At 61.9% G+C, this 21703-nt stretch carries 20 protein-coding genes; 11 read left to right on the forward strand and 9 right to left on the reverse strand.

The window, feature by feature from the left end; genetic code table 11:
• The first annotated feature begins 113 nt into the window (after positions 1–113).
• From ACERI1_RS06675 to ACERI1_RS06690, 4 genes are all read left to right on the forward strand, one after another.
• Positions 114–752 carry a GTP-binding protein gene (locus tag ACERI1_RS06675; RefSeq protein WP_373617297.1) on the forward strand — a complete coding sequence of 213 codons (639 nt, stop codon included), beginning with the start codon at positions 114–116 and terminating at the stop codon, positions 750–752.
• 5 nt (positions 753–757) lie between these two features.
• Positions 758–1159: a DUF2073 domain-containing protein gene (locus ACERI1_RS06680; protein WP_373617298.1), complete on the forward strand. Its 402-nt coding sequence runs from the start codon at positions 758–760 to the stop codon at positions 1157–1159.
• Positions 1159–2073 carry a Zn-ribbon domain-containing protein gene (locus tag ACERI1_RS06685; protein WP_373617299.1) on the forward strand — a complete coding sequence of 305 codons (915 nt, stop codon included), beginning with the start codon at positions 1159–1161 and terminating at the stop codon, positions 2071–2073. Before ACERI1_RS06680 ends, ACERI1_RS06685 begins: the two co-directional genes overlap by 1 nt.
• A 399-nt stretch (positions 2074–2472) precedes the next feature.
• Positions 2473–3258, forward strand: a complete 786-nt coding sequence (locus tag ACERI1_RS06690; RefSeq protein ID WP_373617300.1) for a hypothetical protein — start codon at positions 2473–2475, stop codon at positions 3256–3258.
• 80 nt (positions 3259–3338) lie between these two features.
• Here ACERI1_RS06690 and ACERI1_RS06695 read toward each other — a convergent pair whose 3' ends face one another.
• A complete protein-coding gene (locus tag ACERI1_RS06695; RefSeq protein WP_373617301.1) occupies positions 3339–3917 on the reverse strand; it encodes a hypothetical protein in 579 nt (192 codons plus the stop codon).
• Between the two features lie 344 nt (positions 3918–4261).
• Here ACERI1_RS06695 and ACERI1_RS06700 point away from each other — a divergent pair, with 344 nt between their 5' ends.
• Positions 4262–4942 carry a class I SAM-dependent methyltransferase gene (locus tag ACERI1_RS06700; protein ID WP_373617302.1) on the forward strand — a complete coding sequence of 227 codons (681 nt, stop codon included), beginning with the start codon at positions 4262–4264 and terminating at the stop codon, positions 4940–4942.
• Between the two features lie 161 nt (positions 4943–5103).
• Here ACERI1_RS06700 and ACERI1_RS06705 read toward each other — a convergent pair whose 3' ends face one another.
• Together ACERI1_RS06705 and ACERI1_RS06710 are read right to left on the reverse strand one after the other, a co-directional pair.
• Positions 5104–5670 carry a DUF1684 domain-containing protein gene (locus tag ACERI1_RS06705; protein WP_373617303.1) on the reverse strand — a complete coding sequence of 189 codons (567 nt, stop codon included), beginning with the start codon at positions 5668–5670 and terminating at the stop codon, positions 5104–5106.
• Positions 5671–5774: 104 nt separating this feature from the next.
• Positions 5775–6485, reverse strand: coding sequence for a hypothetical protein (locus ACERI1_RS06710; protein ID WP_373617304.1), 711 nt, complete (start codon positions 6483–6485; stop codon positions 5775–5777).
• A 190-nt stretch (positions 6486–6675) separates the two neighbouring features.
• Between ACERI1_RS06710 and ACERI1_RS06715 the strand changes: the two genes are divergently transcribed.
• Together ACERI1_RS06715 and ACERI1_RS06720 are read left to right on the forward strand one after the other, a co-directional pair.
• Positions 6676–7743: an ABC transporter permease gene (locus ACERI1_RS06715; RefSeq protein ID WP_373617305.1), complete on the forward strand. Its 1068-nt coding sequence runs from the start codon at positions 6676–6678 to the stop codon at positions 7741–7743.
• Between the two features lie 7 nt (positions 7744–7750).
• Positions 7751–8542 (forward strand): ATP-binding cassette domain-containing protein, encoded by a 792-nt coding sequence (locus ACERI1_RS06720; protein WP_373617306.1) that lies wholly within the window; start codon positions 7751–7753, stop codon positions 8540–8542.
• A gap of 105 nt (positions 8543–8647) precedes the next feature.
• Here ACERI1_RS06720 and ACERI1_RS06725 read toward each other — a convergent pair whose 3' ends face one another.
• Positions 8648–11401 carry a PKD domain-containing protein gene (locus ACERI1_RS06725; RefSeq protein ID WP_373617307.1) on the reverse strand — a complete coding sequence of 918 codons (2754 nt, stop codon included), beginning with the start codon at positions 11399–11401 and terminating at the stop codon, positions 8648–8650.
• Between the two features lie 100 nt (positions 11402–11501).
• On the reverse strand, positions 11502–11996 hold the full coding sequence (locus ACERI1_RS06730) for a hypothetical protein (protein ID WP_373617308.1): 495 nt from the start codon (positions 11994–11996) through the stop codon (positions 11502–11504).
• 495 nt (positions 11997–12491) lie between these two features.
• Between ACERI1_RS06730 and ACERI1_RS06735 the strand changes: the two genes are divergently transcribed.
• Together ACERI1_RS06735 and ACERI1_RS06740 are read left to right on the forward strand one after the other, a co-directional pair.
• Entirely contained in the window at positions 12492–14864 is a 2373-nt protein-coding gene (locus ACERI1_RS06735; RefSeq protein ID WP_373617309.1) for an ATP-dependent DNA helicase, read from the forward strand.
• Between the two features lie 254 nt (positions 14865–15118).
• On the forward strand, positions 15119–16987 hold the full coding sequence (locus ACERI1_RS06740; RefSeq protein WP_373617496.1) for an SLC13 family permease: 1869 nt from the start codon (positions 15119–15121) through the stop codon (positions 16985–16987).
• A 19-nt stretch (positions 16988–17006) separates the two neighbouring features.
• Here the strand turns inward: ACERI1_RS06740 and ACERI1_RS06745 are convergent, their stop codons facing one another.
• Entirely contained in the window at positions 17007–17183 is a 177-nt protein-coding gene (locus ACERI1_RS06745; RefSeq protein ID WP_373617311.1) for a hypothetical protein, read from the reverse strand.
• A 181-nt stretch (positions 17184–17364) separates the two neighbouring features.
• Entirely contained in the window at positions 17365–17676 is a 312-nt protein-coding gene (locus tag ACERI1_RS06750; protein ID WP_373617312.1) for a carboxypeptidase regulatory-like domain-containing protein, read from the reverse strand.
• Between the two features lie 97 nt (positions 17677–17773).
• On the opposite strand from ACERI1_RS06750, the gene ACERI1_RS06755 reads away from it, so the two are divergent.
• Both ACERI1_RS06755 and ACERI1_RS06760 read left to right on the forward strand, forming a co-directional pair.
• Complete coding sequence (locus ACERI1_RS06755; protein ID WP_373617313.1) at positions 17774–18895, forward strand: AI-2E family transporter; 1122 nt, start codon at positions 17774–17776, stop codon at positions 18893–18895.
• A 90-nt stretch (positions 18896–18985) separates the two neighbouring features.
• Positions 18986–19543 carry a DUF5518 domain-containing protein gene (locus tag ACERI1_RS06760; protein ID WP_373617314.1) on the forward strand — a complete coding sequence of 186 codons (558 nt, stop codon included), beginning with the start codon at positions 18986–18988 and terminating at the stop codon, positions 19541–19543.
• A 6-nt stretch (positions 19544–19549) separates the two neighbouring features.
• On the opposite strand, the gene ACERI1_RS06765 is transcribed toward ACERI1_RS06760, so the two are convergent.
• Together ACERI1_RS06765 and ACERI1_RS06770 are read right to left on the reverse strand one after the other, a co-directional pair.
• Positions 19550–20872, reverse strand: coding sequence for an ABC transporter permease (locus ACERI1_RS06765; protein WP_373617315.1), 1323 nt, complete (start codon positions 20870–20872; stop codon positions 19550–19552).
• Positions 20869–21621, reverse strand: a complete 753-nt coding sequence (locus ACERI1_RS06770) for an ABC transporter ATP-binding protein (protein WP_373617317.1) — start codon at positions 21619–21621, stop codon at positions 20869–20871. Before ACERI1_RS06770 ends, ACERI1_RS06765 begins: the two co-directional genes overlap by 4 nt.
• Positions 21622–21703 lie beyond the last annotated feature (82 nt).

The raw sequence follows: 21703 nt of genomic DNA on the forward strand, positions 1-21703 counted from the left end.
ACTCGTAATCGACTCTCTTCCTGTTCGGAGTGTCAACACGTCTGACGTAGGCTTAAGTGAGTTCGCTTAGTAGTACGCGCAGATGCACCCCGCGGTGCTGGAGGGCCCAATAGATGGGACTGTTCACAGAACTCAAAGATAGTATCTCTCGGGTGACGGATCGCCTGTTTTCGGAACAGGAGCCCAAACGAATCGGTATCTACGGTCCGCCGAACGCCGGCAAGACCACGCTCGCAAACCGAATTGCACGCGATTGGACGGGTGATGCCATCGGTGCGGAGAGTCACATCCCCCACGAGACGCGTCGCGCACGTCGGAAAGAAAACGTCGAAATCGAACGCAACGGCAAGACGGTGACGATCGACATCGTCGACACGCCCGGTGTGACGACCAAGGTCGACTACGAGGAGTTCACGGACGAGCTCGGGGAGGAGGATGCGATTCGTCGCTCCCGTGAAGCGACCGAAGGCGTCGCCGAGGCGATGCACTGGCTGCGCGAAGACGTCGACGGCGTTATCTACGTGCTGGACAGCGCCGAAGACCCGATCACGCAGGTCAACACGATGTTGATCGGCATCATCGAGTCCCGCGATCTCCCGGTTCTCATCTTCGCGAACAAGACTGACCTCGAGGACTCGAGTGTCAAGCGGATCGAGGACGCCTTCCCACAGCACACGACCGTGCCGCTCTCTGCGAAAGAAGGCGACAACATGGACGAAGTGTACGACAAGATCGCGGAGTTCTTCGGGTGATACCAATGCCGAAGGCAACCAATGCAGACGATTCGGAACCGTCCGACGGCGTCCAGATCGATCTGATCAGCGGCGAACGCATGGATGGGATGGCCACGATGGAAAAGATCAGAATGATCTTGGATGGCGTCCACGACGGGAACATCGTCATCTTAGAAGAGGGGCTGACCCCGGACGAGGAGAGCCGACTCATCGAGGTGACGATGGCCGAAATCAGCCCCGACGAGTTCAACGGGATCGAGATCGAGACCTATCCCAAGTCCGAGGCCAGCGACTCGTCGCTACTCGGCCGCATCATGGGTAACGACAAGGTGGAGACGAAGCTCACCGTGATCGGACCGGCCAATCAGATCGAGACGCTCCACAAGGACGAAACGCTCATCAGTGCACTCGTGTCCCGTAACTAATGCCTCATCAGTGTACGAATTGTGGCCGAACGTTCGCTGACGGCTCCAAGGAGATGCTCTCGGGCTGTCCCGACTGTGGCGGGAACAAGTTTCAGTTCGCCCCCAAGACTGCAGCCACACCTGACTCGTCCGACGGAGCTGGTGACGCAGAATCTGCCGACAGGGGATCGACAGACTCGGACAGTGTCGCGAGCCGTGCCACAGAGACCGTCCGCGAGTGGATCACCGGAGGCGACGATCCGGCGGACGGTCGGGACCGACCGCCCGCCGAACCTGCCGCCCAGTCCAGTCCCGACGACTCGAGCACAGCGATGCACTCGGAGCGCTCGTGGCCCTCGAGCGGGGAGGCTACGACCGAGGCTGATGACGTAACCGACGAGGAGTTCGCCGAGTGGCCCGAGACGGCGCGGCGACCCGAAAACCGAACTGGCACAGCGACCGCGACGAGTGATGGATCCAATGACGATGACGATGACAGCGAGCGCTCGCGCCAGCGCTCGGTCGGGCCGACGACGACGCTTGCGGACGGCGAGAATTCGGCACAGGCCGACGCCCGCAGCGAAGTCGTTCCGGAAGATGACTTGCCCGCTCACGATGGGGCCGCTGTCTCCGAACCTCACCGTCGTGCCGATACTGGCGAGCTGTCCGATTCCCCGGCAGCCGGAGGCGATCAACCGCCAGAACACGGTCGCGTCGTCAGCGAACCGAGTGGGGATCGTCCCTCGATCGAAGACCTTCGAGAGGAACTCAACGAACAGTTCGAGAGCATCAAGATCGTTCGACCGGGCCAGTACGAACTCAACTTGATGGAACTCTACAACCGCGAGGAGTACATTATCTCCCTTCAGGAGGATGGCCGATACGTCATCGATGTCCCTGATTCCTGGCGCGACGGTGGCGACAGCGACGAGTGATCGACGCGGAGAAACGCCGGTGTTCGGGACCGCCGTCGGTCATCGACCGTCGGCGACAGTCCTCATACTCGAGCCCTCTGAGCCGCTCTCACCTATAGTACCAACTGAAACTGGTAACACACTGATCGCACAGCCATCGTGTGAGCAGGTGTGCACTGACGGTCAGTGGCTACGATAGCTCTAAACCGGTGGCGATGGTGTGATGCGGCTGCTCGAGTCACGGCAATTCGACCAGAACGCGGGGACGAGCCGGTCGAGATGGCGGACGGAGACAGATGGATTTAAGCAATGGCGATACGAGACGGCACATATGAGCACTGCAACCAAGGTTGTTCTTTCCACGGTCGCCGCATCGGCACTGCTGTCGATTCTGCTCGTTTTCCAGACGGCGCTCGCCTGATGTTCGAGGCTCGTGCGCTCCCGGATCGGCTCGCGTCGGTCCGTGACGCTCACGCACCGGGCGTTCGAGTTCTCGACTGCGAGCGTGACTTCGAAACCCTTCCACCAGCGCTCGCTGAGGATCTGGGCTTACTCGTCGACAGCCTTGAGCCGGCTAGTTATCCAGCCGCCTGGCTACCCGAGGACGCACCGACGCTGCTCGCTCGCTACGCGAGTTCGGATTTCACGGTCGGAATGCCGGGCGACGGCAGCGTCGCCTGGACCCGGCAGACGGAGCCGCCGGTCGTGGTGGTCAAACCCAGAGTCGAGGGCTCGCCCGAATCGTTCGTCGACTTTTTGCTCGCCGAGGCGTTCGTCCAGCTCGGGCTCGAGGTGCCCGAACACTTCATCGGCTTCTTCGAGGACTCGTATCGCGACCTCGATCGCGCGGTGCCACTCGACCCGAACGGCACCTATCAGGTCGCCGCCGCGCTGTACGACGGCTGGGTCGGCCTCCAGACTCGGGAGGTCTTTGCGGACTGGCATGACGACCATCCGGCTCTCGCCGACGCCTGGCAGGATGCGGGGACGCGACTTGAGGATCGGGTCGCGGGGCTGCCGCGGGCGGTCGCTCGCGGCGAGACGGATTTCGCGGACGCGACCGAGCTGGCATGTGCCGCGATCAAGCACGCGATCGAACTGCCGGCCCCCTTTGCCGCACTCGATACGGACGCCTACCGAGACCACGGCCCGGCGTACGCGATCCGGTGGGCCGAGAAGACGTTCGACTCGCTCGCAGACGAGTAGCATTTCCCCTCGGTTCGAGTGTCGCGATACCAAGCCGTCTCTCGAGCGTGCGTGATATCGGACGCGACTGTACCTCGCGGTTAGAACTCGGCGTCGATGCTGCCGTCCTCGTCTAAGTCGATGATGCCGTCGAACAGCCCGCGGAACTCGTCGACGACCGCGTCGTCGTGTGGTTCCTCCGAGAGATGGAAGAGACCGACTGCGTCGTGGTCTTCGAGCAGTGCGAGGATTCGTTCGACGGCCTCGAGGGCCCGCTCGTCGCCGGCGTAGTAGGCGAGTTCGGTAACGGAATCGAAGCTGATGCGGACTTTCCCCTCGTGGTTGTCGAGGAAGGCGTCGATCTGAGCGACGATGCCGTCGATGTCGTCCGGGGCGGCCACGTAGTGGACGGTGTCGGACGAGCGCCGGGAGTAGCCACGTTCGATGCTCAGCGTATCGAGAATTTCGGCACACTCCTCGTCGACGTCGTAGTACTCGAGTTTCTGTCTAACTTCGCGAGCAGTGGTTCGCGTCGAAACGACGAGGAAGTGGTCGGTGTCGGCTTTGAGGAAGTCGGTATCGATACGGTCAGTTTCGCCGGTGCTTGGATGCAAGAGGAGGACGCCGGTCCCACCCGGTACCGTCTCCGGTGTCCCGTTTATCTCGAGCGTGTAATCCATACTGGCGTGAACAACTTTCGGCACTCCCTTAAGCGTGCGGATGTCTCTCGGGATGAAACTCGACTCCGGAAATCGGAGGAAGGGTCCAAAACTGGCGAGTGGTGGGACAGTGTGGCTCACCGAGGATCGCGAACTCCAGATGCCCACGGAGTTCGATCACCGACGACCCTTCACTCTCTAGGATTTAGGCCAGCCTAAAGTATCTGTCGATGGTTCCCATAGCAGTGAGCGCGCCTCACAAGGTCTCGTTGCATACCGGCTGCCGACCGCGACCCCGAGCGACGCCACAGCGTCCCGGATCGTCATGCGAACGCGTTTATCCCTGCGTCTCCCATCGCCCCGATATGAGCGTACGCGAGGAGTTCGACGACTGGGCAACGAGCGGTCGTGACAAAGGAATGGAAGAGAGACACTGGCACACCGCAAAACATGCGCTCGCGCGGATGCCCGTCGAACCGGGTGAGACCGTCCTCGATCTCGGCTGCGGGAGCGGCTACGCCGGTCGCGCACTCCGCGATACCAAGGGCGCTGGTCGCGTCTACGGCCTCGATGGCGCACCCGAAATGGCCCGCAACGCGGCCAGTTACACTGACGACGCGAACGTCGGCTTCCTCGTCGGTGACTTCGACGCGCTGCCCTTCGCCGACGACTCGATCGATCACGTCTGGTCGATGGAGGCCTTCTACTACGCCGCGGACCCACACCACACCCTCGAGGAACTCGCTCGAATCCTCCGTCCCGGCGGCACCTTCTACTGTGCGGTCAATTACTACGAGGAGAACGTCCACTCCCACGAGTGGCAAGAGTTCATCGACATCGAGATGACTCGCTGGGATCGCGACGAGTACCGCGCGGCCTTCCGCGAGGCGGGCCTGCACGTCGCCGAACAGGACAACGTTCCCGATCGCGAGATCACGATCCCCGACAACGACGAGTTCCCACTCGAGGACTGGGACACCCGCGAGGCGATGGTTGAGCGCTACCGCGAGTTCGGCACACTGTTGACCGTCGGTGTTGCTCCCTGACCGCTCCGAACCCCCTCATTTCCACTCGAGTCTCTGATTCCTGTCGTACAGCCCCAAACACGGTCGGTGACTCGAGTCGAAACACCCCTCTTGAGAGAACCTCTCACATCCGGATCGCTCTCGAGCGCAGGGGACGATACGGACCGCAACTTTCGAGCGTACTATTCGTACCGTTCGCCTGCCGGAATCGTGATCTCGAGCCAGTTCTCTTCTGGCGGCAGCGGACAGTCGAACGTCTCGCTGTAGGCACAGAACGGCGAGTACGCGAGGTTGAAGTCGACGACGAGTTCGTCACCGTCTTCGAGGTCGCGCTCCGCCTCGAGTTCCATGTAGCGACCGCCCTGATAGGTCTGCTGGCCCGTGGTTTTGTCCCGGAACGGGACGAACAGCGGCTCCGCGTTCGGACTCTCCTGCTGGTAGGCCGCGAGTTCGAACGTGCCGTCCTCGAGATCCTCAGCTTCACGGTCGAGGTCGAACTCGAGCGTCGCGACGCGAAGATAGCGCACCTCTCTCCCTGCGGTGGACTCCATCAAGACCACCTCGGGGTCGTCGTGGACCGTCGCGGTCGCCGTCACGCGGTAGGTCGGATCAGGGTCGAAGTACTCGAGGCCGTCGAACTCGTCGCGTTCCTCGGGCGGGATCGGCGACTGTGGATGGGTCGCAAAGAAGTCGTCTTTCTCGGCACGTTTCGACTCGAGTTCCGCGCGCCAGCGATCGACATCGTCCATACATCCGATTCGAGTGCGCGGTAGGAATGGGTTGTGTTTGTCGTCGCGTACACGCGACGACGCAGATCGGTGGATCGCGTGCGGATCCGTCCCCGTGCGATGTGTTAGAAGAACTCTTCGTCGAAGTAGATCACTGCAGCGGCAGCGATGCCGGCTGGAATGCCGACGAGGGCCGAGTTCACCACGGTGTTCCCGATGTTGATCGAGCCGAGATCCATCCCCTGGACCATTTCGGCTTCGGTACTCGCACCGGACGCACCGTCAAGCGAGTTGGCAGCTGACATCACGTCACCGGCAGACGGCGTAACCATCGACGCGATGATGACGACGATGAACGTAAACGCGACCGTCCCAACAGCTACCCCGACACCGGCGGCTCCCATTTTCGCCTGTTTCGTGTCGTCCATTTTGAAGGCGACGAGAAAACCGAACAGCGGTGCCATCAGAAACGCCAGGAAGATTGCCAGCTCGTTTGCCATGTAGGCAATCGTCAGCTGGTGCGTTGCCGCGAGGGTTTCCTCGACGCCGCTCGTTCCCGAGAACTCGCTGACGATTCCAGGCAGCAGCGATCGACCGCCGATCTGTGCAACCAGATACACGCCAAGTCCGAGGAGAGCCCCCATCGCACCCATCAGACCGGCGATCCCTCGAATGAACTGTTGTGGACCCGGTCGCTGGACGGCGTCCGTGATCGACTCCTCGGCACCCGGCGCGGGTGCCTGTCCCCGCTTCGATTGGGTCGTCTCCCGCGACTCGTACCGTTGTTCAGTTCCGCTATTATCTTCGCTACTCTGACTTTCAGTTCCTTCAACCATATCGTGTCATGTCTATTGGAGCTACAAGTAGTCTATGGCCTCAAGTTTCGAGTGCGCCGGAATCCACTGACGGGAGTCAGTATGACACGACACGAGTGCCGGATGCTGACCGCCGGACCTGCCACGCCGTCTTCGATGGTCGCCGATCGAGTCGCAAAATCAATATATCCGTGAACTAATACCTGCAGCAATGGATCTGGGGGCGTTTTTCAAGAAGGAGTGGTTCCAGTTTCGCCGAAACATCGGCGTCATCTTGATCGTGCTTGTTCTGCTACCGGGGGCGGCCGCGATGGGGACTGCGGCGTTTCAACAGACGATCCCCGAAGACGTTCCGATCGGTATCGCAGCCCAAGACGAGACTGTTGCCGAGACGGACATGGCGACGATTCAGGCCGGGACGGCACTGTACGCGTCGCCGAGCCGATACGATTCTCGAGCGGCAGCCGAGAAGGCACTCGAACGCGAGGACGTGTATCTGGTGCTTTTGGTCCCGAACGACACGTTCGAAGAGAGGGCAGATGCAAACATCACGATGATCTCCGATCAGCGTCTGGCACCGTTCCGCGAAGCGTCGAACTACACGGCCAGCGTGTTGGACTATCAGTTGGATGAGCAGCTGCCATCCGACGTGACCGTCACTCACGAACGGATCGGCGTCCAACACTCGCTGTCGGAGTATCTCATCCCGACGGCACTGTTGCTCGTGGTGGTCCTGTACGCGTTCGTTTACTTCCCGTTCGAACTGTACCGGGAGCGGGACGTGTTCGAACGTGTCGAACTCCAGTCCCGGATCGAGACTGCCGTTCTCGCGAAAATCGCGTTTCACTCGCTTTTGCTCATCATCCCGCTGACCGTGTTCCAACTGGTCAGTCTCTCTGCCGGGTACCGACTGTCACATTTCAACCCCTACACGATCGCGGTGATCGCCGTGACTTTCGTCTATCTCACGTCGATCGGGGGCCTGATCATGTTCCTGTCGAAACTGCGGCGGACTGGGATCTACCTCAATATCGGGGTCATGACCGGCATCCTCGCGCTCTCGAGTTTCGTCTTCCCGGTCGGCTTTTTCTCCTCGGTTCGCAAGACGATCGCGCTGACGTTGCCAACCTATCACTCGATGGTGATGGTACGCAGTACGATGATGAAGGGGGTGTCACTTGCCCTGTTCAGTCCGCGGTTCGAACTCCTCGTCGGCTTCACCGTCGTGATGGGGGTACTCTTACGAGCGAGCATCAACTACTATCGACGAGCGAAATAATCACAGTATGACATCTCAACGGGGCCGATCGGACAGCGACGACGGTGGAGCCAGCGACTACTACAGCCACGACATCGACCCGGCGCTCCTCGCGGAGAAACTCCCGGACGATGTCGCCCCGCTGACGCTCCACGACGTGACGAAACGATACGGCGCGCTGGACGCGCTTCGTGACGTGACGTTCGAGGTAGCGCCCGGCGAATTTCACTGTCTGGCAGGGCCGAACGGCTCGGGAAAGACGACTCTGGGAAAGATCGCGGCGGGACTGACACGACCGACGAGCGGGGAGGCGATCCTTCCGGAGCAGTCGGTCGGGTTCGGGTTTCAGGACCCGCGATTTTACCCGGACCTTACGGTACGGGAAAACGTCGCGGTGTTCTGCGAGACGGCAGCCGTCTCCCCCGAGAGCGAGTGGGTCACGGCGATCCTCTCGACGCTTCGGCTGACGCAGGTCGACCAGCAGGCCGCTTCGGAACTGTCCGGCGGTTTCAAGAAGAAACTGGACCTGGCCATCGCGATGTTGGATGCGCCGCCGTATCTGTGGCTGGACGAACCGTTGACCGACATCGACGACGTGTCCGTCCAACGGGTCGTCTCGCTGCTTGATCTGTACGCGAGTGCCGGCGGTGGCGTCGTCGTCTCGACGCACAACATGGCCGCGTTCGACGATGCGTTGACGCATCTGACCGCGTTCCTCGACGGCGATTCCTCCGATACCGCCGTGCTATCAGACTCCGAGTCGCTGTCGACCGAGGCGTTGTATCAGACGCTGGTCGACGGATTGCGGTCGTCAGCTTGAGACAGATACCGGGCCGCTCGATGTCGAAACACGCGACTTTATCGGCGAACCGCTCAGAAAACCTGTTTGACTCGACAATGGGAGCAATTGCGTTTCCCAGTGGGATTAGCGACACATCTTGCGTACGGCGACGCTACTTGCGCCGAGAGCGATTGCGATGAGCACGCTGACGGGACCGAATCCGGGTGTGCTTTCGCTCGTTTCGTCGTCAGTCACCGTCACCGAGATCGGTTCGATCGATGTCTGCTGGATATTCGACTGATTGCCGTAGTAGTAGGCCGACTGTGCGCTGATATCGTAGTCACCGGGTTCGTTGAACCGCATTCGGACTCGTAGCGACTTTTGTTCGCCGCCGGAGACGGTGACGAAGCCGGTCGAGCTCCGACTTTCTACACTCCCGCCTTCGACGCTGGCGATCGACACGCCGGTCGACGGCAGATCCAGTTGTAAGCGTGCGTCGACAGACCGATCCGGAATGTTGTTCGTCACGCTATAGGTAACGACAGCCGTCTCTCCTGCTTTGACTGTTTCGAGATTCGATGTCAGTTCGAACGAGGCGTCGGGATCGACTGTGACCACGCGCGATGTCTCACTCGTGATACCATCTGTGTTGGTCGCGGTTACTGTTACCCTATGCTCGCCGGAATTCTCGAAGATGTGTGTGATTTCTGCCCCTTTCTTGTCGGTGATGCCGTCACCATCAACGTCCCACTCGTACTGGTCAATATTGTCAGTGGAATGTGCCTTGAGCCGGACGGACGACCCTGCAATTGGTTCTGCAGGGTCGGCAGTGATCTCTGCTGATGGCGTCGGGTACACGGTGACCGTCTCCGACCGTTCGACACGATGGCCCGTATCGTCGACGACAATCAGCGTCACCTCGTGGCGACCGAGGTTCGAGAACGACCGTTCGATCGACTTGCCCCGTTTAGTTTTGCCGTCACTGAACTGCCAGATATAATTAGTTATCGTGCCGTCTGCATCGGTTGAACTGCCCGCATCGAAGGTGACGGGACGGTTTTGGCCGGCGGTGCTGGTAGAGATATCCAATTCAGGTTCTGGTGGTAGACTTACCGGAACCGTTGTCGTAGTCGTCGAACTGACGCCACCGTTGTCTGTCACTCTGAGACTGACCCTGTGACTGCCCGCGGAGTTGTAGGTGATTGTCGTCGTTTGACCGGCGCTGGCGTCGGTGTAATCGTCGTAATCGCCGTCACCATCGGTGTCCCACTCGTAGGACATGATCGTTCCGTCAGGATCGCTCGAGCCACTGGCATCGAGAGTGATCGCCTCGCCTGGTGTCGGTGCTGTCGGTGAGAACGTGATGTTCACCGATGGTGGTGGGTTTTCGACCGTGATCTGTTTGGTGACGGTGTCGGTCTTACCGCCGTTGTCGGTCACTTTGAGGCCGACAGTATAGGTGCCGCCGGACTCGAACGTCCCCCTTGTCGTTCGGCCGTTGTCAGCATCGTCGTAATCGTCGTAGTAGCCGTCACCATCGGTATCCCACTCGTAGGAGGTGATCGTCCCGTCAGGATCGCTCGAGTCGCTGGCATCGAGAGTGACTGCGTCGTCGGGATTCGGGGTCGAGGGTGAGGCGGTAAACGATGCAGTCGGTGCTGGGTTCTCAACAGTGATCTCTTTCCGTTTGGTTACGGTTTTGCCACCGTTATCCGTGACGCGAAGGCCGATGGTGTACGTGCCACCGCTGTCGTAGGACTCGGTAGTCGTCTCCCCGCTGGGAGCGTCATCGTAGTCGTCGTAGTAGCCGTCGCCGTCGGTATCCCATTCGTAGGACGTGATCGTCCCGTCAGGGTCACTTGAGTCACTGGCGTCGAGCGTAATGGTATCGTCCGGATTCGGCGTCGACGGTGAGACCGTAAACGACGCAGTCGGTGCTGGGTTCTCGACGGTGATCTCCTTCCGCTTGGTTACGGTTTTCCCGCCATTGTCTTCGACGCGCAGGCCAACAGTGTACGTGCCACCGCTATCGTAGGACTCGGTAGTCGTCTCCCCGCTGGGAGCGTCATCGTAGTCGTCGTAGTAGCCGTCGCCGTCGGTATCCCACTCGTAGGAGGTGATCGATCCGTCGGGATCGCTCGAGTCGCTGGCATCGAGCGTAATACTATCGTCCGGGTTCGGAACCGATGGCGAAAACTCGAACGTCGCTGTTGGCTCCGGATTGTCGACGGTTATCTGTTTTCTGACTGTCGTAACTGCGCCGCCGTTGTCCTCGACCCGGAGACCAACAGTGTACGTGCCGCCACTGCCGTAGGTTACAGTAGTCGTTTCCCCATTGGGTGCATCGTCGTAATCGTCGTAGTAGCCGTCACCATCGGTATCCCACTCGTAGGTGGTAATCGAGCCATCAGAATCGCTCGAGTCGCTGGCATCGAGCGTAATACTATCGTCGGGGTTCGGAACGGACGGTGTGAACTCGAACGCTGCCGTTGGCTCCGGATTGTCGACTGTGACCTGCTTTGTCACCGTCTCGGTGTTGCCGGTATCATCGGTGATCTTGAGACCAACAGTGTACGTGCCACCGCTGTCGTAGGACACGGTGGTCGTCTCCCCGCTGGGAGCGTCATCGTAGTCGTCGTAGTAGCCGTCGCCGTCAGTATCCCACTCGTACGAGACGATCGAACCGTTGTCGCTTGAGTCACTGGCGTCGAGCGTAATCGTCTCATCCGGATTGGGCGTTGATGGCGAGTAAGTGAACGCTGCTGATGGCGGCGAGTCGCTGCTGGCGATGCTTGCGTGTACTGGTTCCGTCGCTATTCGTCCGCTGTCGGCGGCCCCGACCGCTACCGGTATCGCAAGCAGCAGGAGACCGGCGACGAAAAGCGTCTGTCTATTCATTGAATCTGTCTCTATTGGATTTCATTGATATCTCAACGTAACCCGACGAACGATGGATCAGCCGGATATGTTGCTTACTGAACTATTACTGCTGTCGTCCTCACTTGGATGAGCGACCGACCGCCGCTGCGATCACTGCGACAAGGACGCCGAGAAGTGCCGTCATCGTGAACCCGCCAGCGAGCGCGGTGGCGTTATCTCCCTCGTCGGACTCGTTTGGCGGGGACGTTGGTTCTTCGACATCGAAGGCAAAACTCAAGCCATCGATCTCGCGTGCCTGATCCTCGTGGCCTTCGGGCCAGTACTGGATATCCGCAGTGACGGTTTTCTCGCCGGTTTCGTCACTGTACACCTCGGCAGCGATATCCTTGATATTCGCGCCGGGATCGACGGTAAAGCGGCTAGTAACCATCCCAGCACCGCTAGAGGTGAAGTCGGACCCGCCGGAGATCGAGACGCCGCTGGGAACGCTCATCGTGATATGGACGACGACAGGACAGTCCGCGGTGGGACTGACCTGAAACCCACCTGAGAGCCGCCCAGGACTGTCAGTCTCGACGGTCGTATCGCTTGCATGCAAACGTGCCTGTTCCATCTCTGGTTCGTCTTCTCCAGGCTCACACACGTCACCTGTGGAGTGATCGTCTGTTGTCGTCTCGTTCTCAGTCGATACGCTTGTCTGGGCAGCGACAGGTGCCGCCACCGCCCCCACGAGAAGCATCGCTACGAGCGCTGCAATGACAACGACAGAACGCGCTCTATCGGAGTCGCTATCGTCCTTCCCAATCATTCTCTTCTAATGATACGAGATTCGTCATCACTTAAAACTATTTATTGAAAACCAATCAACATAGGTCCATTTAATCTCTTCTCTGAAAACGTCAGGTATTTGTTCCTGTATCGAGTTTAAAATCAAATAGTCCTCTATTCGCAGGCCCCAATCCGTGTGATCACTCCTGTATATTTCTGAAACAGCAGTGCCACGAAATGAGCCAAAACTCACATCTTCGAGAACTGCAGGTTTACGTACAATGCTGGATCTATTGTGGTCCGTCAACTCTATGACTGACTATCTCCGAGTACGCGAAGCATGACGAACTGGCGCGCGATCTTCGGCCACGACAGTCCCTACGACCCGCAGGTCGACGGCATCGAAACCGCCATCGACACCGGACGGAAGGGCGGCTACACCGTCATCGAAGGGGCCTGTGGCACCGGGAAGACGATGATCGCGCTCACCGCGGGGATCGACCTCGTGCGCGACCCCGACACCGATTACGAGCGTGTCCTCGTCCTGACGAGCGTCAAACAGCAACTGCGCCAGTTCGAAGCCGACCTCGAGACGATCAACGCGAACCTGCCGGCCGACTGGGACCCGGTTTCGGGACTCACACTCGTCGGCAAGGCCGACGTCTGTCCGTACAACCGCGAAGGCGCGGCGGGCATCGACGACGGCAACGTCTACGACCGCTGTGAGACGCTGCGGGATCGTACCCGCGATCTCACCGGCGAGGGTGGCGACACGACCGCAAAGAATCTGGCCGCTCGCGCCCGCAGCCAGCAGATCGGCCTGGCCGACAGCGGTAGTCAGGCCACGAGCACGTTCCTCGAGACCGCGGGCGAACCGACGCCCTATCCACCCGACCTGCCCGAGTATGGCGAGGGCGGTCCCGTCGGGGCCGAAACCGAGTACTGCCCGTTCTACGCGCAGTACCTCGCGGACCTTCCGGATGACGAAGACGGCGCTGTGGCGGAAGCAGTCCCCTACGATTTCACCGATGCCGGCATGGTCACACCCGAGGACCTGGTCGCCCGCTCGGTGACACACGGCACCTGCCCCCACTCCGTGATGGGGGCTGCCCTCGGCGAGGTCGAAGTCGTCATTGGAAACTACTACCACGCGTTCGATCCCCGGACGGTCGGCTCCTTTACTGGCACACTGCTCGACGACTCCACCTTCGTCGTCTGCGACGAGGCCCACATGTTAGAGCCGCGCGTACGCGATCTGGTCAGCGAAGGCGTCGCCGATGCGACGCTCCGGGACGCCGAAACCGAACTCTCGAGAGTTATCCAGCCGATCAAGTTCGAGCGTGAGGGTCGACAGGCCGAAGGCGGCTCCAAGACCGCCGACGCCGATCTCGTACGCGGGGAGCTCAAGGAGAGCGACGTCTCGTTCGAGGAACTCAACCGAACCCTCGAGTTCGTCCGTGACCTCCGAGCCGAACTCGACCGCCGCGTGACTGCCTCTCTCGACCGGAACTATCGGGGTTGGCAGTCGAATCTGACCGACCTAAACGACGAGGAGATCCCCCTCCGCGATCCCGCCGAACCGGTCGAAGACGAACTCTCCGAGTGGGCAAGCGAAGCCGGATACGGCGACGCAGACTGGGTCCGTGCCGAAACCGTCGGCGCGGTCGTCGCCCGCATATTGAACGAGGCCGAAGACGAAGATCGAACCCGCGCCGCCCCCGCGGTCGGTCGCGTCCTCGGCGAGTGGTACCGGCAGGACCACACCGACTACTTCCGGGAAATCGAACTCGAGCGTACCTGGGACGACACCGAGCCTGCTGGCTCGTGGCGGCGGGCCTACAACGCCCGACTCGCGTTGCACAACTGCGTCCCCAGCGATGCGATCGGTGATCGACTTGGGATGTTCGGTGGTGGCATCCTGATGAGCGCGACTCTCGAGCCGATGGATGCGTTCACCGAGGTGACGGGTCTCCAGTATCTCGAACGCGAGGACGACCGACCGGTGGTCGAACGTCGATACGGCCTGCACTTCCCCGCGGAAAACCGCGAGAGTTTCGCGGTCGCCGCGCCGAAGTTCACCTACGATAACCGCGGCCAACCAGATGCAGACAATCAGACCCGGTCCCACTACGCAAACGCCATCGCGAAAATCGCTCGGCTTCCTGGCAACGTCCTCGTCGGGATGCCCAGCTACGCCGAAGCCGAGTGGGCTGCCGGCGTCCTCGAGCAACGCGTCGACAAGTCGGTCCTGCGCGACGCCGCGAGCGACGACGAGACGACCCAGTCGCTCAAAGCCGACTTCTTCGCGGGCGAGGGCAAGGTGCTCGTCACGAGTCTGCGGGGGACGCTGACCGAGGGCGTCGACTACAGCGGTGACCGGTTGGCCGCGGCGGTCGTCTGTGGCGTTCCGATCGTCAACACCTCGAGCCCGCGGACGAAAGCCGTCCGCCGGGCCTACGACGACACCTTCGGCGACGGCTTCACCTACGCGCTGACGATTCCCGCGGTGCGAAAGGCTCGGCAGGCGATCGGTCGCGTCATCCGCAGTCCCGACGACGTCGGCGTACGTGTCTTGCTAGACGAACGCTACGCTCGCGACAGCTGGGACTCGGTGCGACCGTATCTGCCCGCAGACGGCGAGTTCCAACCCGTCAGTCCCGACATGTTAGATGTCGGCCTCGAGCGGTTCCGCTCGCGGCTCTCCTCACAGTGAGCGCGGTCTCCCGGCCAGCCTCGAGTCGTCGTCCGGAGTCCGCTCAGTCAGACCCGGCGAGCCCGCGATCCGTTGGGACCAGTGACAGCAGCCCGTATCGGTCGGCGTGACCACCTCGAGACGATACCGAACCGGGCCCTTCAAACGTGACCATCACCGATCCCTGACTATCAATCGTGTCCGGATTCTTTCCCTGTCGTATCGGAGCGACTGCGCTGGCGACCGATCCCGGTGGGTTGGCAGTGACCCCCGAGATGGTGGTCGTCTTCGGGATCATCGTCGTCGCACTGGTGTTGTTCGTGACCGAGTGGCTCCCGATCGACGTGACTGCCATCCTCGTGATGGTGTTGTTGATGGTGCTTGGAACCGACGGTGTGGTGAACTTCACCGAGATCTCGACGGGCGAAGGCACGTCTGGGTTTTCGAACTCGGCGACGATCACCGTCTTGGCGATGCTCATTCTCAGTTCCGGGATCAGTCAGACGGGGGTCGTCCAGATACTCGGTCGGAAACTGTCCGCGTTCGCCGGTGACGACCTCGATAAACAGTTGCTTGCGACGATCGGCGTCAGCGGCCCGATCTCGGGCTTTATCAACAACACGCCGGTCGTCGCCATCCTCGTTCCCGTCATCTCCGATATCGCCCACAAGGGGAAGACTTCGCCCTCCAAACTGCTGATTCCGCTCTCGTATGCCTCGATGTTCGGCGGGATGCTCACGCTCATCGGCACCTCGACGAACATCCTCGCGAGCGACGTCTCCGCTCGCCTGCTCGATCGGCCCTTCTCGATGTTCGAGTTCACCCAACTGGGACTCATCGTCCTCGTCGTTGGCAGCATCTATCTCATGACCATCGGTCACCGACTGTTGCCCGAGCGCGTCCCCGTCGACGAAGACTACGTCCAGGAGTACGCCATCGAGGAGTACCTGACCGACGTCGTCGTCGACGACGACTCCCCGCTGATCGGGTCGACCGTCGACGACGCCATCGACCACGTCGCGTTCGACGCCGACATCCTGCAGGTCGTCCGTGACGGCGAGGAGTTCATCGAACCGATCGGCCAGAAGACGCTCCGGGCCGGCGACTTGCTTCGATTGCGGGCCGACCGTCCGACTGTCCAGCAACTCGTCGACAGAGAGACGCTGACGTTCGCTGGCAACCCCGAGACTGCGGACGAACTCGAGCCCGAGGCAGTCCCCGAGCAGACGCTCGTCGAAGTCGTCATCCCGCAAGGGTCGTTTCTCGCGGGCAAGTCGCTCGAGAGCTCGACGTTTCGCCAGCGCTACGACGCGACCGTGCTGGCCTTCCGCAGCCGGGGCGAGACGGTTCGGTCCAACATCGACGAGCGTCGGATCCGCGTCGGCGACACGCTGTTGGTGCAGGCGGCCCCGGACAGCATCGATCGACTCTCGCGGAACGACGACTTCATCGTTGCCCACGAACCCGACGAACCCGACTACCGGACCGAGAAGATCCCCCACGCGGCGGCGATCATGGCGGGTGTTGTCGGCGTCGTCGCGATGCCGTGGGGAACGATCGGCGCGACGGTCGCCAGCGTGACCGGTGTCGCCGCGTTCGAAGCGCTGTCCGCACTATCCCTGCCGATTCTCGTGACCGCCCTCGCGGGCGTCGTCGCGATGGTCGCGACTGGCGTCCTCAAGCCGACGGAGATCTACGACGCCGTCGAGTGGGACGTGATCTTCCTGCTGGCCGGCATCATCCCGCTGGGAATGGCCTTAGAGCAGACCGGTGGCGCTGACCTGCTGGGAAGTCTCGTCGCCGAAACCGGTACGTATCTACCGGTACTCGGCGTCCTGTGGGTGTTCTACATCGCGACGGGCCTGATTACTGGTGTCATCTCCAACAACGCGAGCGTCGTGTTGATGCTGCCGGTGGCCGTCGAGACTGCGTCCCAGATCGGCGCGAACCCGTTTGCGTTCGTGCTCGCGGTCACCTTCGCTGCCTCGACCGCGTTTCTCACGCCGGTGGGCTACCAGACGAACCTCTTCGTCTACGGCCCCGGCGGCTACAAGTTCTCGGACTTCGTCCGGGTCGGCGCACCGCTGCAGTTGCTACTCTCCGTCGTGACTACCTTCGGCATCGCCTTTTTTTGGGGGCTGTAACTCGGTCCCGATGCAGTAACTACCCGTCCGCTGTGTCGTCTTCCTCGTCCGACTCCTCCTCACCCGACTCCTCGTCGTCCTCGAGCGCCGGTTCGGCTTCGTCACCGCGCTCGAGTTCCTCGGTGAGTTCTCGCTCTCGCTGGTGTTTCTCCGCGTCGTCGGCTTGCTTGTCTCGTCCTTCTTTCGTGTCTCCCATACTCGTGGCCTACACCAGTGAGTGGCATAACACTGTGCCCGCTCGTTGCCACTATAGTAACGACTGAACCGAGTGACACATCGATCGCATCGTCCGTGGTTCGGAGCGAGAACTGCGAGCGAGAACCGCGCTCCCGTCGTGCGATCGGGTGTGCAGTGACGGTCAGTGGCTACGATAGCTGTTATCGCGATTCGACCCAGCCGAGCGGGCGAAGCGCGGTCTCGTTCGGCACGACTCGAACGAGCGTCGACGTCGGTTCGTACGCCTCGCGCCCGGTCGGTGACTTCGCCGCGACGAGCTTCCAGAACCCGGGCGAATCGAATTGCAACCGACAGCGACCGCGCTCGTTCGTCCGTACGGATTTCGTCTGCGCGTCGACGATCGCTCCCTCGACGGGGTGTCGCCGATCGTCGCGGACGTAAACGGTGATCTCGGTCCCGACAGCCACCGTTTGCCGGTCGACGCCGATTCGAAGCCGACGGACTACTTTCATGTGGTGCTCTACTACTCCTCCGTCGAAAAAGGATACCCTGTCCAATCCAGTCCCGCTGCCAGACAAAGACTTTAATCCTCCGGTGAGAGTCCCGTCTGTGACCGATCTCGCGAACGGAGCGACTGGCTCGAGCCGCCAGCGACGGTATGTCCTCGCGAGCGTCGTCGTCGCGCTCGGCGTCGTGACCGGCGCGATCTTACTCGAGGTGCTCGGGACGATCCTGCTCTCGCTGACCGTCGCGTACGTCCTCGTTCCGGTCCAGCGCTGGTTCGTCAGGCGCGGACTCACCGAGTGGACCGGTGCGCTGGCCGCGACGCTGGTCGGCTTTGTGAGCGCGCTCGCGGTCAGTGCGCCGCTGGTCGTCGCGCTGTACTTTCGGCTCGAGGATGTCGTCGACACCCTCGCTGCGCTGCCGCGGGAACTGTCGGTGTCGGCGTTCGGGATGACCTACGCGATCGAAACCGGGCAGGTTCAGGCTACCGCGCTCGAGTTCGTCCAGGGAGCTGCGACCTCGTTCGCGCTGGCGCTGCCGGTACTCGCGATCAAATTCGCGCTGTTCGTTGTCCTCCTGTTCGGCCTTCTGCTCAAAGGTGACGCAGCGGGCCGGGCGGCCATCGCACCGGTGCCCTACGCGTATCGAGATGTCGTCCACGCGCTGGCTCGGCGGGCCCGCGAGACGCTGTATGCGATCTACGTGCTGCAGGTCGCAACGTCGATTGGGACGTTTGCCGCCGCCTACCCGCTGTTCTGGATGCTTGGCTACGAGGCGGCGCTGACGCTCGCGATCGCCGCTGCAGTCTTGCAGTTCGTCCCGATCATCGGCCCGAGCATGCTCGTCGTGCCGATCACGCTCTACCACGTTGCCGTCGGTGACCTCGTCGCGGCCACGCTGCTCGGCACGCTCGGGCTCGTCCTGATCGCCTGGTTGCCAGACGTCGCCGTCCGACCACGGCTGGCCAGACGCTCGGCGGGTCTCCCTGGCAGCCTCTACTTCGTCGGATTCACTGGCGGCCTCTTTACCCTCGGTGCGATCGGCGTCGTCGTCGGCCCGCTGCTCGTCGCGGTGTTCGTCGAGGCCGTCGACTTGCTCGCAGACGAGGTCAACGGCGACGCCACGTTCACAGAGTTGGTCGAAGACGGCCACGAGGACCCCGAAAGCGGCCCCGACGAAACGGAGACGACGTTCGAGGAGCCGGATTCGAAGGTCGCTGACGACTGATCGAACGCCAGCCCTGATCGGCGACTGGGCGCTGCCGACACACCGTCTTGGACCACCGACACTTTTCTCCCTCCCGACCCTTCGTTGGGTATGGTTCGGACGCGAACGGTCGTCAACGCGATTATCGGCGCTGCCATCAGCGTCGTCGCCTCGTTTATCCCGGGCTCGACCGTCCTCGGCGGGGCTGTCGCGGGCTTTCTCGAGGGGCCAGACGAGCGAGCGGGCGCGATCGCGGGTGCGCTGGCCGGGGCGATCACGCTCATTCCCTTCTTGATTCTCGGGGTTTTCGTCGCCGGATTTCTCAGTCTCGGACTGATCGGCGGCTTCCCGATCGAAGGGGTGGTCCTGTTCACGTTCGTGCTCTTTAGCGCCGGCTTCTTCCTGCTGCTCTACACCGTCGGCTTCTCGCTGCTCGGTGGCTACCTCGGCGCGTACCTCGCACGGGAGTACCCCGATCGCCACCGGCGAACCCGGGAGACGGTCAGCTTCGACACGAGTTCGGCGGAGACCGATCGCCGTTCCGACACGCCGTCGACGCGAGACGACGAGGCGTCCGCGTTCGAAACCGAGTTCGGGGACTCGAGCGATCGCGCTGACGACCGAGACACACAGCGTGAGCGCGATCGGGATTCCGATCGAGAGCGATGAGCACACTCACTCGTATCTGAGTGCGTCGATCGGGTCCGTCCGCGCGGCTCGCCAGGCCGGATACAGCCCGGCAAGGATTCCCACGACCATCCCGACGACGATCGCGAGCGCGACGTACTCGAGCGGGTAGACCAGCGGCAGATCGATGTACTGCACCCCGAGATAGCCCGCGGCGAGGCCCAGTCCGGTCCCCAAAATCGCGCCGATGACGCCCAAGATCACCGATTCGGTCAAGAACAGTCCGAGGATGTCGCGATTTTGCGCGCCGACGGCTTTCATGATACCGATCTCGCGGGTCCGCTCGGTGACGCTGACGAGCATGATGTTCGCGATGCCGATCGAGCCGACCAGCAAGGAGATAGCCGCGATTCCCACGATGAAGTTCTGCAGGAGGTTCAACACGTCCTCGAGCTGGCTGAGCAGTTCCGTACTCGTCTGGAACTGCACCGCGAGGTCGTCGCCTAACAACTCGCTGGCGTCGGAGGCGTCGCTCTCGAGGTAGTCGGTCGCGCTCTCGCGGGCGGCGTCGATGTCGGCCTGATCGGCCGATTCAGCCTCGACGATAATCGCGAGAAAGCGGGCTTCGCCGCCGGTGATACTCTGGTTGCCAGCGCCAGCGTCACCGCTAGCCCCACTCTGGTTGCCAGTGTTAGCGCCAGCGCTGATCCCCAACATTGATGCCTGCTCCGTGTAGTAGGGGTCCGTCGGCACGTAGATCCGCGGCGAGGACTCGAACCCTTCGAACGGACTCAGTCCCTCGCTGTTGTCGGTGATGCCGACGACCTTGACTTCGGTTTGCTGCCCGCCGAGCATCGCCACGGTGAGGGTGTCGTTGAGGCTGACGTTCTCCTCGAACTGGTTTGCAGCCGCCGGGTTGAGCACCGCTTCGTCTGCTCCCATCTCGAACTGTCTGCCCTCGGCGATGCGCTCCTCGCGGATGTACGACGGCCCCGAGGCGATCAACCCGCTGCCTTGCGCTACCGTTTCCTCGCCGTTCGAGATCGCCTGCGTCTGGAGCGTCGCGTAGCCGTAGGCCGCGTCGACGTCTTCGAGTTCTTCGACTGCCTCAAGATCGTCCTGTGTGAAGACCGGCTGGGCACCGGCAAGCGGGCCGCCTTCGGTGTCGGGCTCGGCAGCCCAGCCATAGAGGTTTCGCTGGTCGTCAGGGCTGATGTCGCCGATTACGCCGGCCTGGAGGCTCGCACCCAGCGTGACGAAGGCGATCACCGCCGCGATGCCGATCACGATCCCGAGCGTCGTCAGCGCCGATCGGAGCCGGTGGCCGCGGATCGACCGCCACGCGAGGCGCAGACTTTCGAGCGGATTCATTCGTTGCTCCCTCCGGGTTCCTGGCCTGCCGGCGACCCCGTCCGCGACTCGTCGCGCTCCTCGAGTTCCTCGATTCGCTCGATCTTTCCATCGAGGAGGTGGACGATCCGGTCGGCCCGCTCGGCGACGTGGCGCTCGTGGGTGACGACGAGCATCGTCGTCCCGCCCTCGTGGAACTCATCAAAAAGATCCAGAATGTCGGCTTCGGTGTCCGTATCGAGGTTCCCCGAGGGCTCGTCGGCCAGCACGATTGCTGGGTCGTTGACTAGCGCGCGGGCGAGCGCGACCCGCTGGCGCTGGCCGCCCGACAGTTCGTTCGGCAGATGATCCGCTCGATCCCCGAGTCCGACGCGCTCGAGCAACTCGCGTGCCCGCTCGCGGCGTTCTGCCCGTTCGACATCCTGAAACAGCTGCGGCAGCGCGACGTTTTCGACGGCGTTCAACCGCGGCATGAGGTTGAACGTCTGAAACACGAAGCCGACCTCCGTTCCCCGGAGTTGCGTCCGTTCGCGGTCGCCAAGCGTTCCGACTTCTTTCCCACCGACGACCACCGTTCCCTCGGTCGGCGTGTCCAGACAGCCCACCAGGTTCATCAGCGTCGACTTGCCCGACCCACTCGGCCCCATGATCGCGGTGTAGGAGCCACGGGCTACCTCGAGGGAGACGCCGTCGAGTGCGTGGACCGGCTCGCCGATACGATATGTTTTGCGGACATTCGAAAGAGAGACGGCCGTGTCCGAACTCGCCATGTCCGTTCGACGACGGACGGTCTGAAAAAAGTTCTGCGCAACAGTGGTGTCCGGCGATTCGGTTGCATTGCTCGCCGCCGCA

Source organism: Natrinema sp. HArc-T2, assembly GCF_041821085.1.
In the GTDB taxonomy this organism is placed as follows: Archaea; Halobacteriota; Halobacteria; order Halobacteriales; family Natrialbaceae; genus Natrinema.

Excerpts from the sequence above, each read along its gene's own strand:
- ACERI1_RS06675 (WP_373617297.1), top strand. The coding sequence starts at position 114 with ATGGGACTGTTCACAGAACTCAAAGATAGTATCTCTCGGGTGACGGAT.
- ACERI1_RS06680 (WP_373617298.1), top strand. The coding sequence starts at position 758 with ATGCCGAAGGCAACCAATGCAGACGATTCGGAACCGTCCGACGGCGTC.
- ACERI1_RS06685 (WP_373617299.1), top strand. The coding sequence starts at position 1,159 with ATGCCTCATCAGTGTACGAATTGTGGCCGAACGTTCGCTGACGGCTCC.
- ACERI1_RS06690 (WP_373617300.1), top strand. The coding sequence starts at position 2,473 with ATGTTCGAGGCTCGTGCGCTCCCGGATCGGCTCGCGTCGGTCCGTGAC.
- ACERI1_RS06695 (WP_373617301.1), bottom strand. The coding sequence starts at position 3,917 with ATGGATTACACGCTCGAGATAAACGGGACACCGGAGACGGTACCGGGT.
- ACERI1_RS06700 (WP_373617302.1), top strand. The coding sequence starts at position 4,262 with ATGAGCGTACGCGAGGAGTTCGACGACTGGGCAACGAGCGGTCGTGAC.
- ACERI1_RS06705 (WP_373617303.1), bottom strand. The coding sequence starts at position 5,670 with ATGGACGATGTCGATCGCTGGCGCGCGGAACTCGAGTCGAAACGTGCC.
- ACERI1_RS06710 (WP_373617304.1), bottom strand. The coding sequence starts at position 6,485 with ATGGTTGAAGGAACTGAAAGTCAGAGTAGCGAAGATAATAGCGGAACT.
- ACERI1_RS06715 (WP_373617305.1), top strand. The coding sequence starts at position 6,676 with ATGGATCTGGGGGCGTTTTTCAAGAAGGAGTGGTTCCAGTTTCGCCGA.
- ACERI1_RS06720 (WP_373617306.1), top strand. The coding sequence starts at position 7,751 with ATGACATCTCAACGGGGCCGATCGGACAGCGACGACGGTGGAGCCAGC.
- ACERI1_RS06725 (WP_373617307.1), bottom strand. The coding sequence starts at position 11,401 with ATGAATAGACAGACGCTTTTCGTCGCCGGTCTCCTGCTGCTTGCGATA.
- ACERI1_RS06730 (WP_373617308.1), bottom strand. The coding sequence starts at position 11,996 with ATGGAACAGGCACGTTTGCATGCAAGCGATACGACCGTCGAGACTGAC.
- ACERI1_RS06735 (WP_373617309.1), top strand. The coding sequence starts at position 12,492 with ATGACGAACTGGCGCGCGATCTTCGGCCACGACAGTCCCTACGACCCG.
- ACERI1_RS06740 (WP_373617496.1), top strand. The coding sequence starts at position 15,119 with ATGGTGGTCGTCTTCGGGATCATCGTCGTCGCACTGGTGTTGTTCGTG.
- ACERI1_RS06745 (WP_373617311.1), bottom strand. The coding sequence starts at position 17,183 with ATGGGAGACACGAAAGAAGGACGAGACAAGCAAGCCGACGACGCGGAG.
- ACERI1_RS06750 (WP_373617312.1), bottom strand. The coding sequence starts at position 17,676 with ATGAAAGTAGTCCGTCGGCTTCGAATCGGCGTCGACCGGCAAACGGTG.
- ACERI1_RS06760 (WP_373617314.1), top strand. The coding sequence starts at position 18,986 with ATGGTTCGGACGCGAACGGTCGTCAACGCGATTATCGGCGCTGCCATC.
- ACERI1_RS06765 (WP_373617315.1), bottom strand. The coding sequence starts at position 20,872 with ATGAATCCGCTCGAAAGTCTGCGCCTCGCGTGGCGGTCGATCCGCGGC.
- ACERI1_RS06770 (WP_373617317.1), bottom strand. The coding sequence starts at position 21,621 with ATGGCGAGTTCGGACACGGCCGTCTCTCTTTCGAATGTCCGCAAAACA.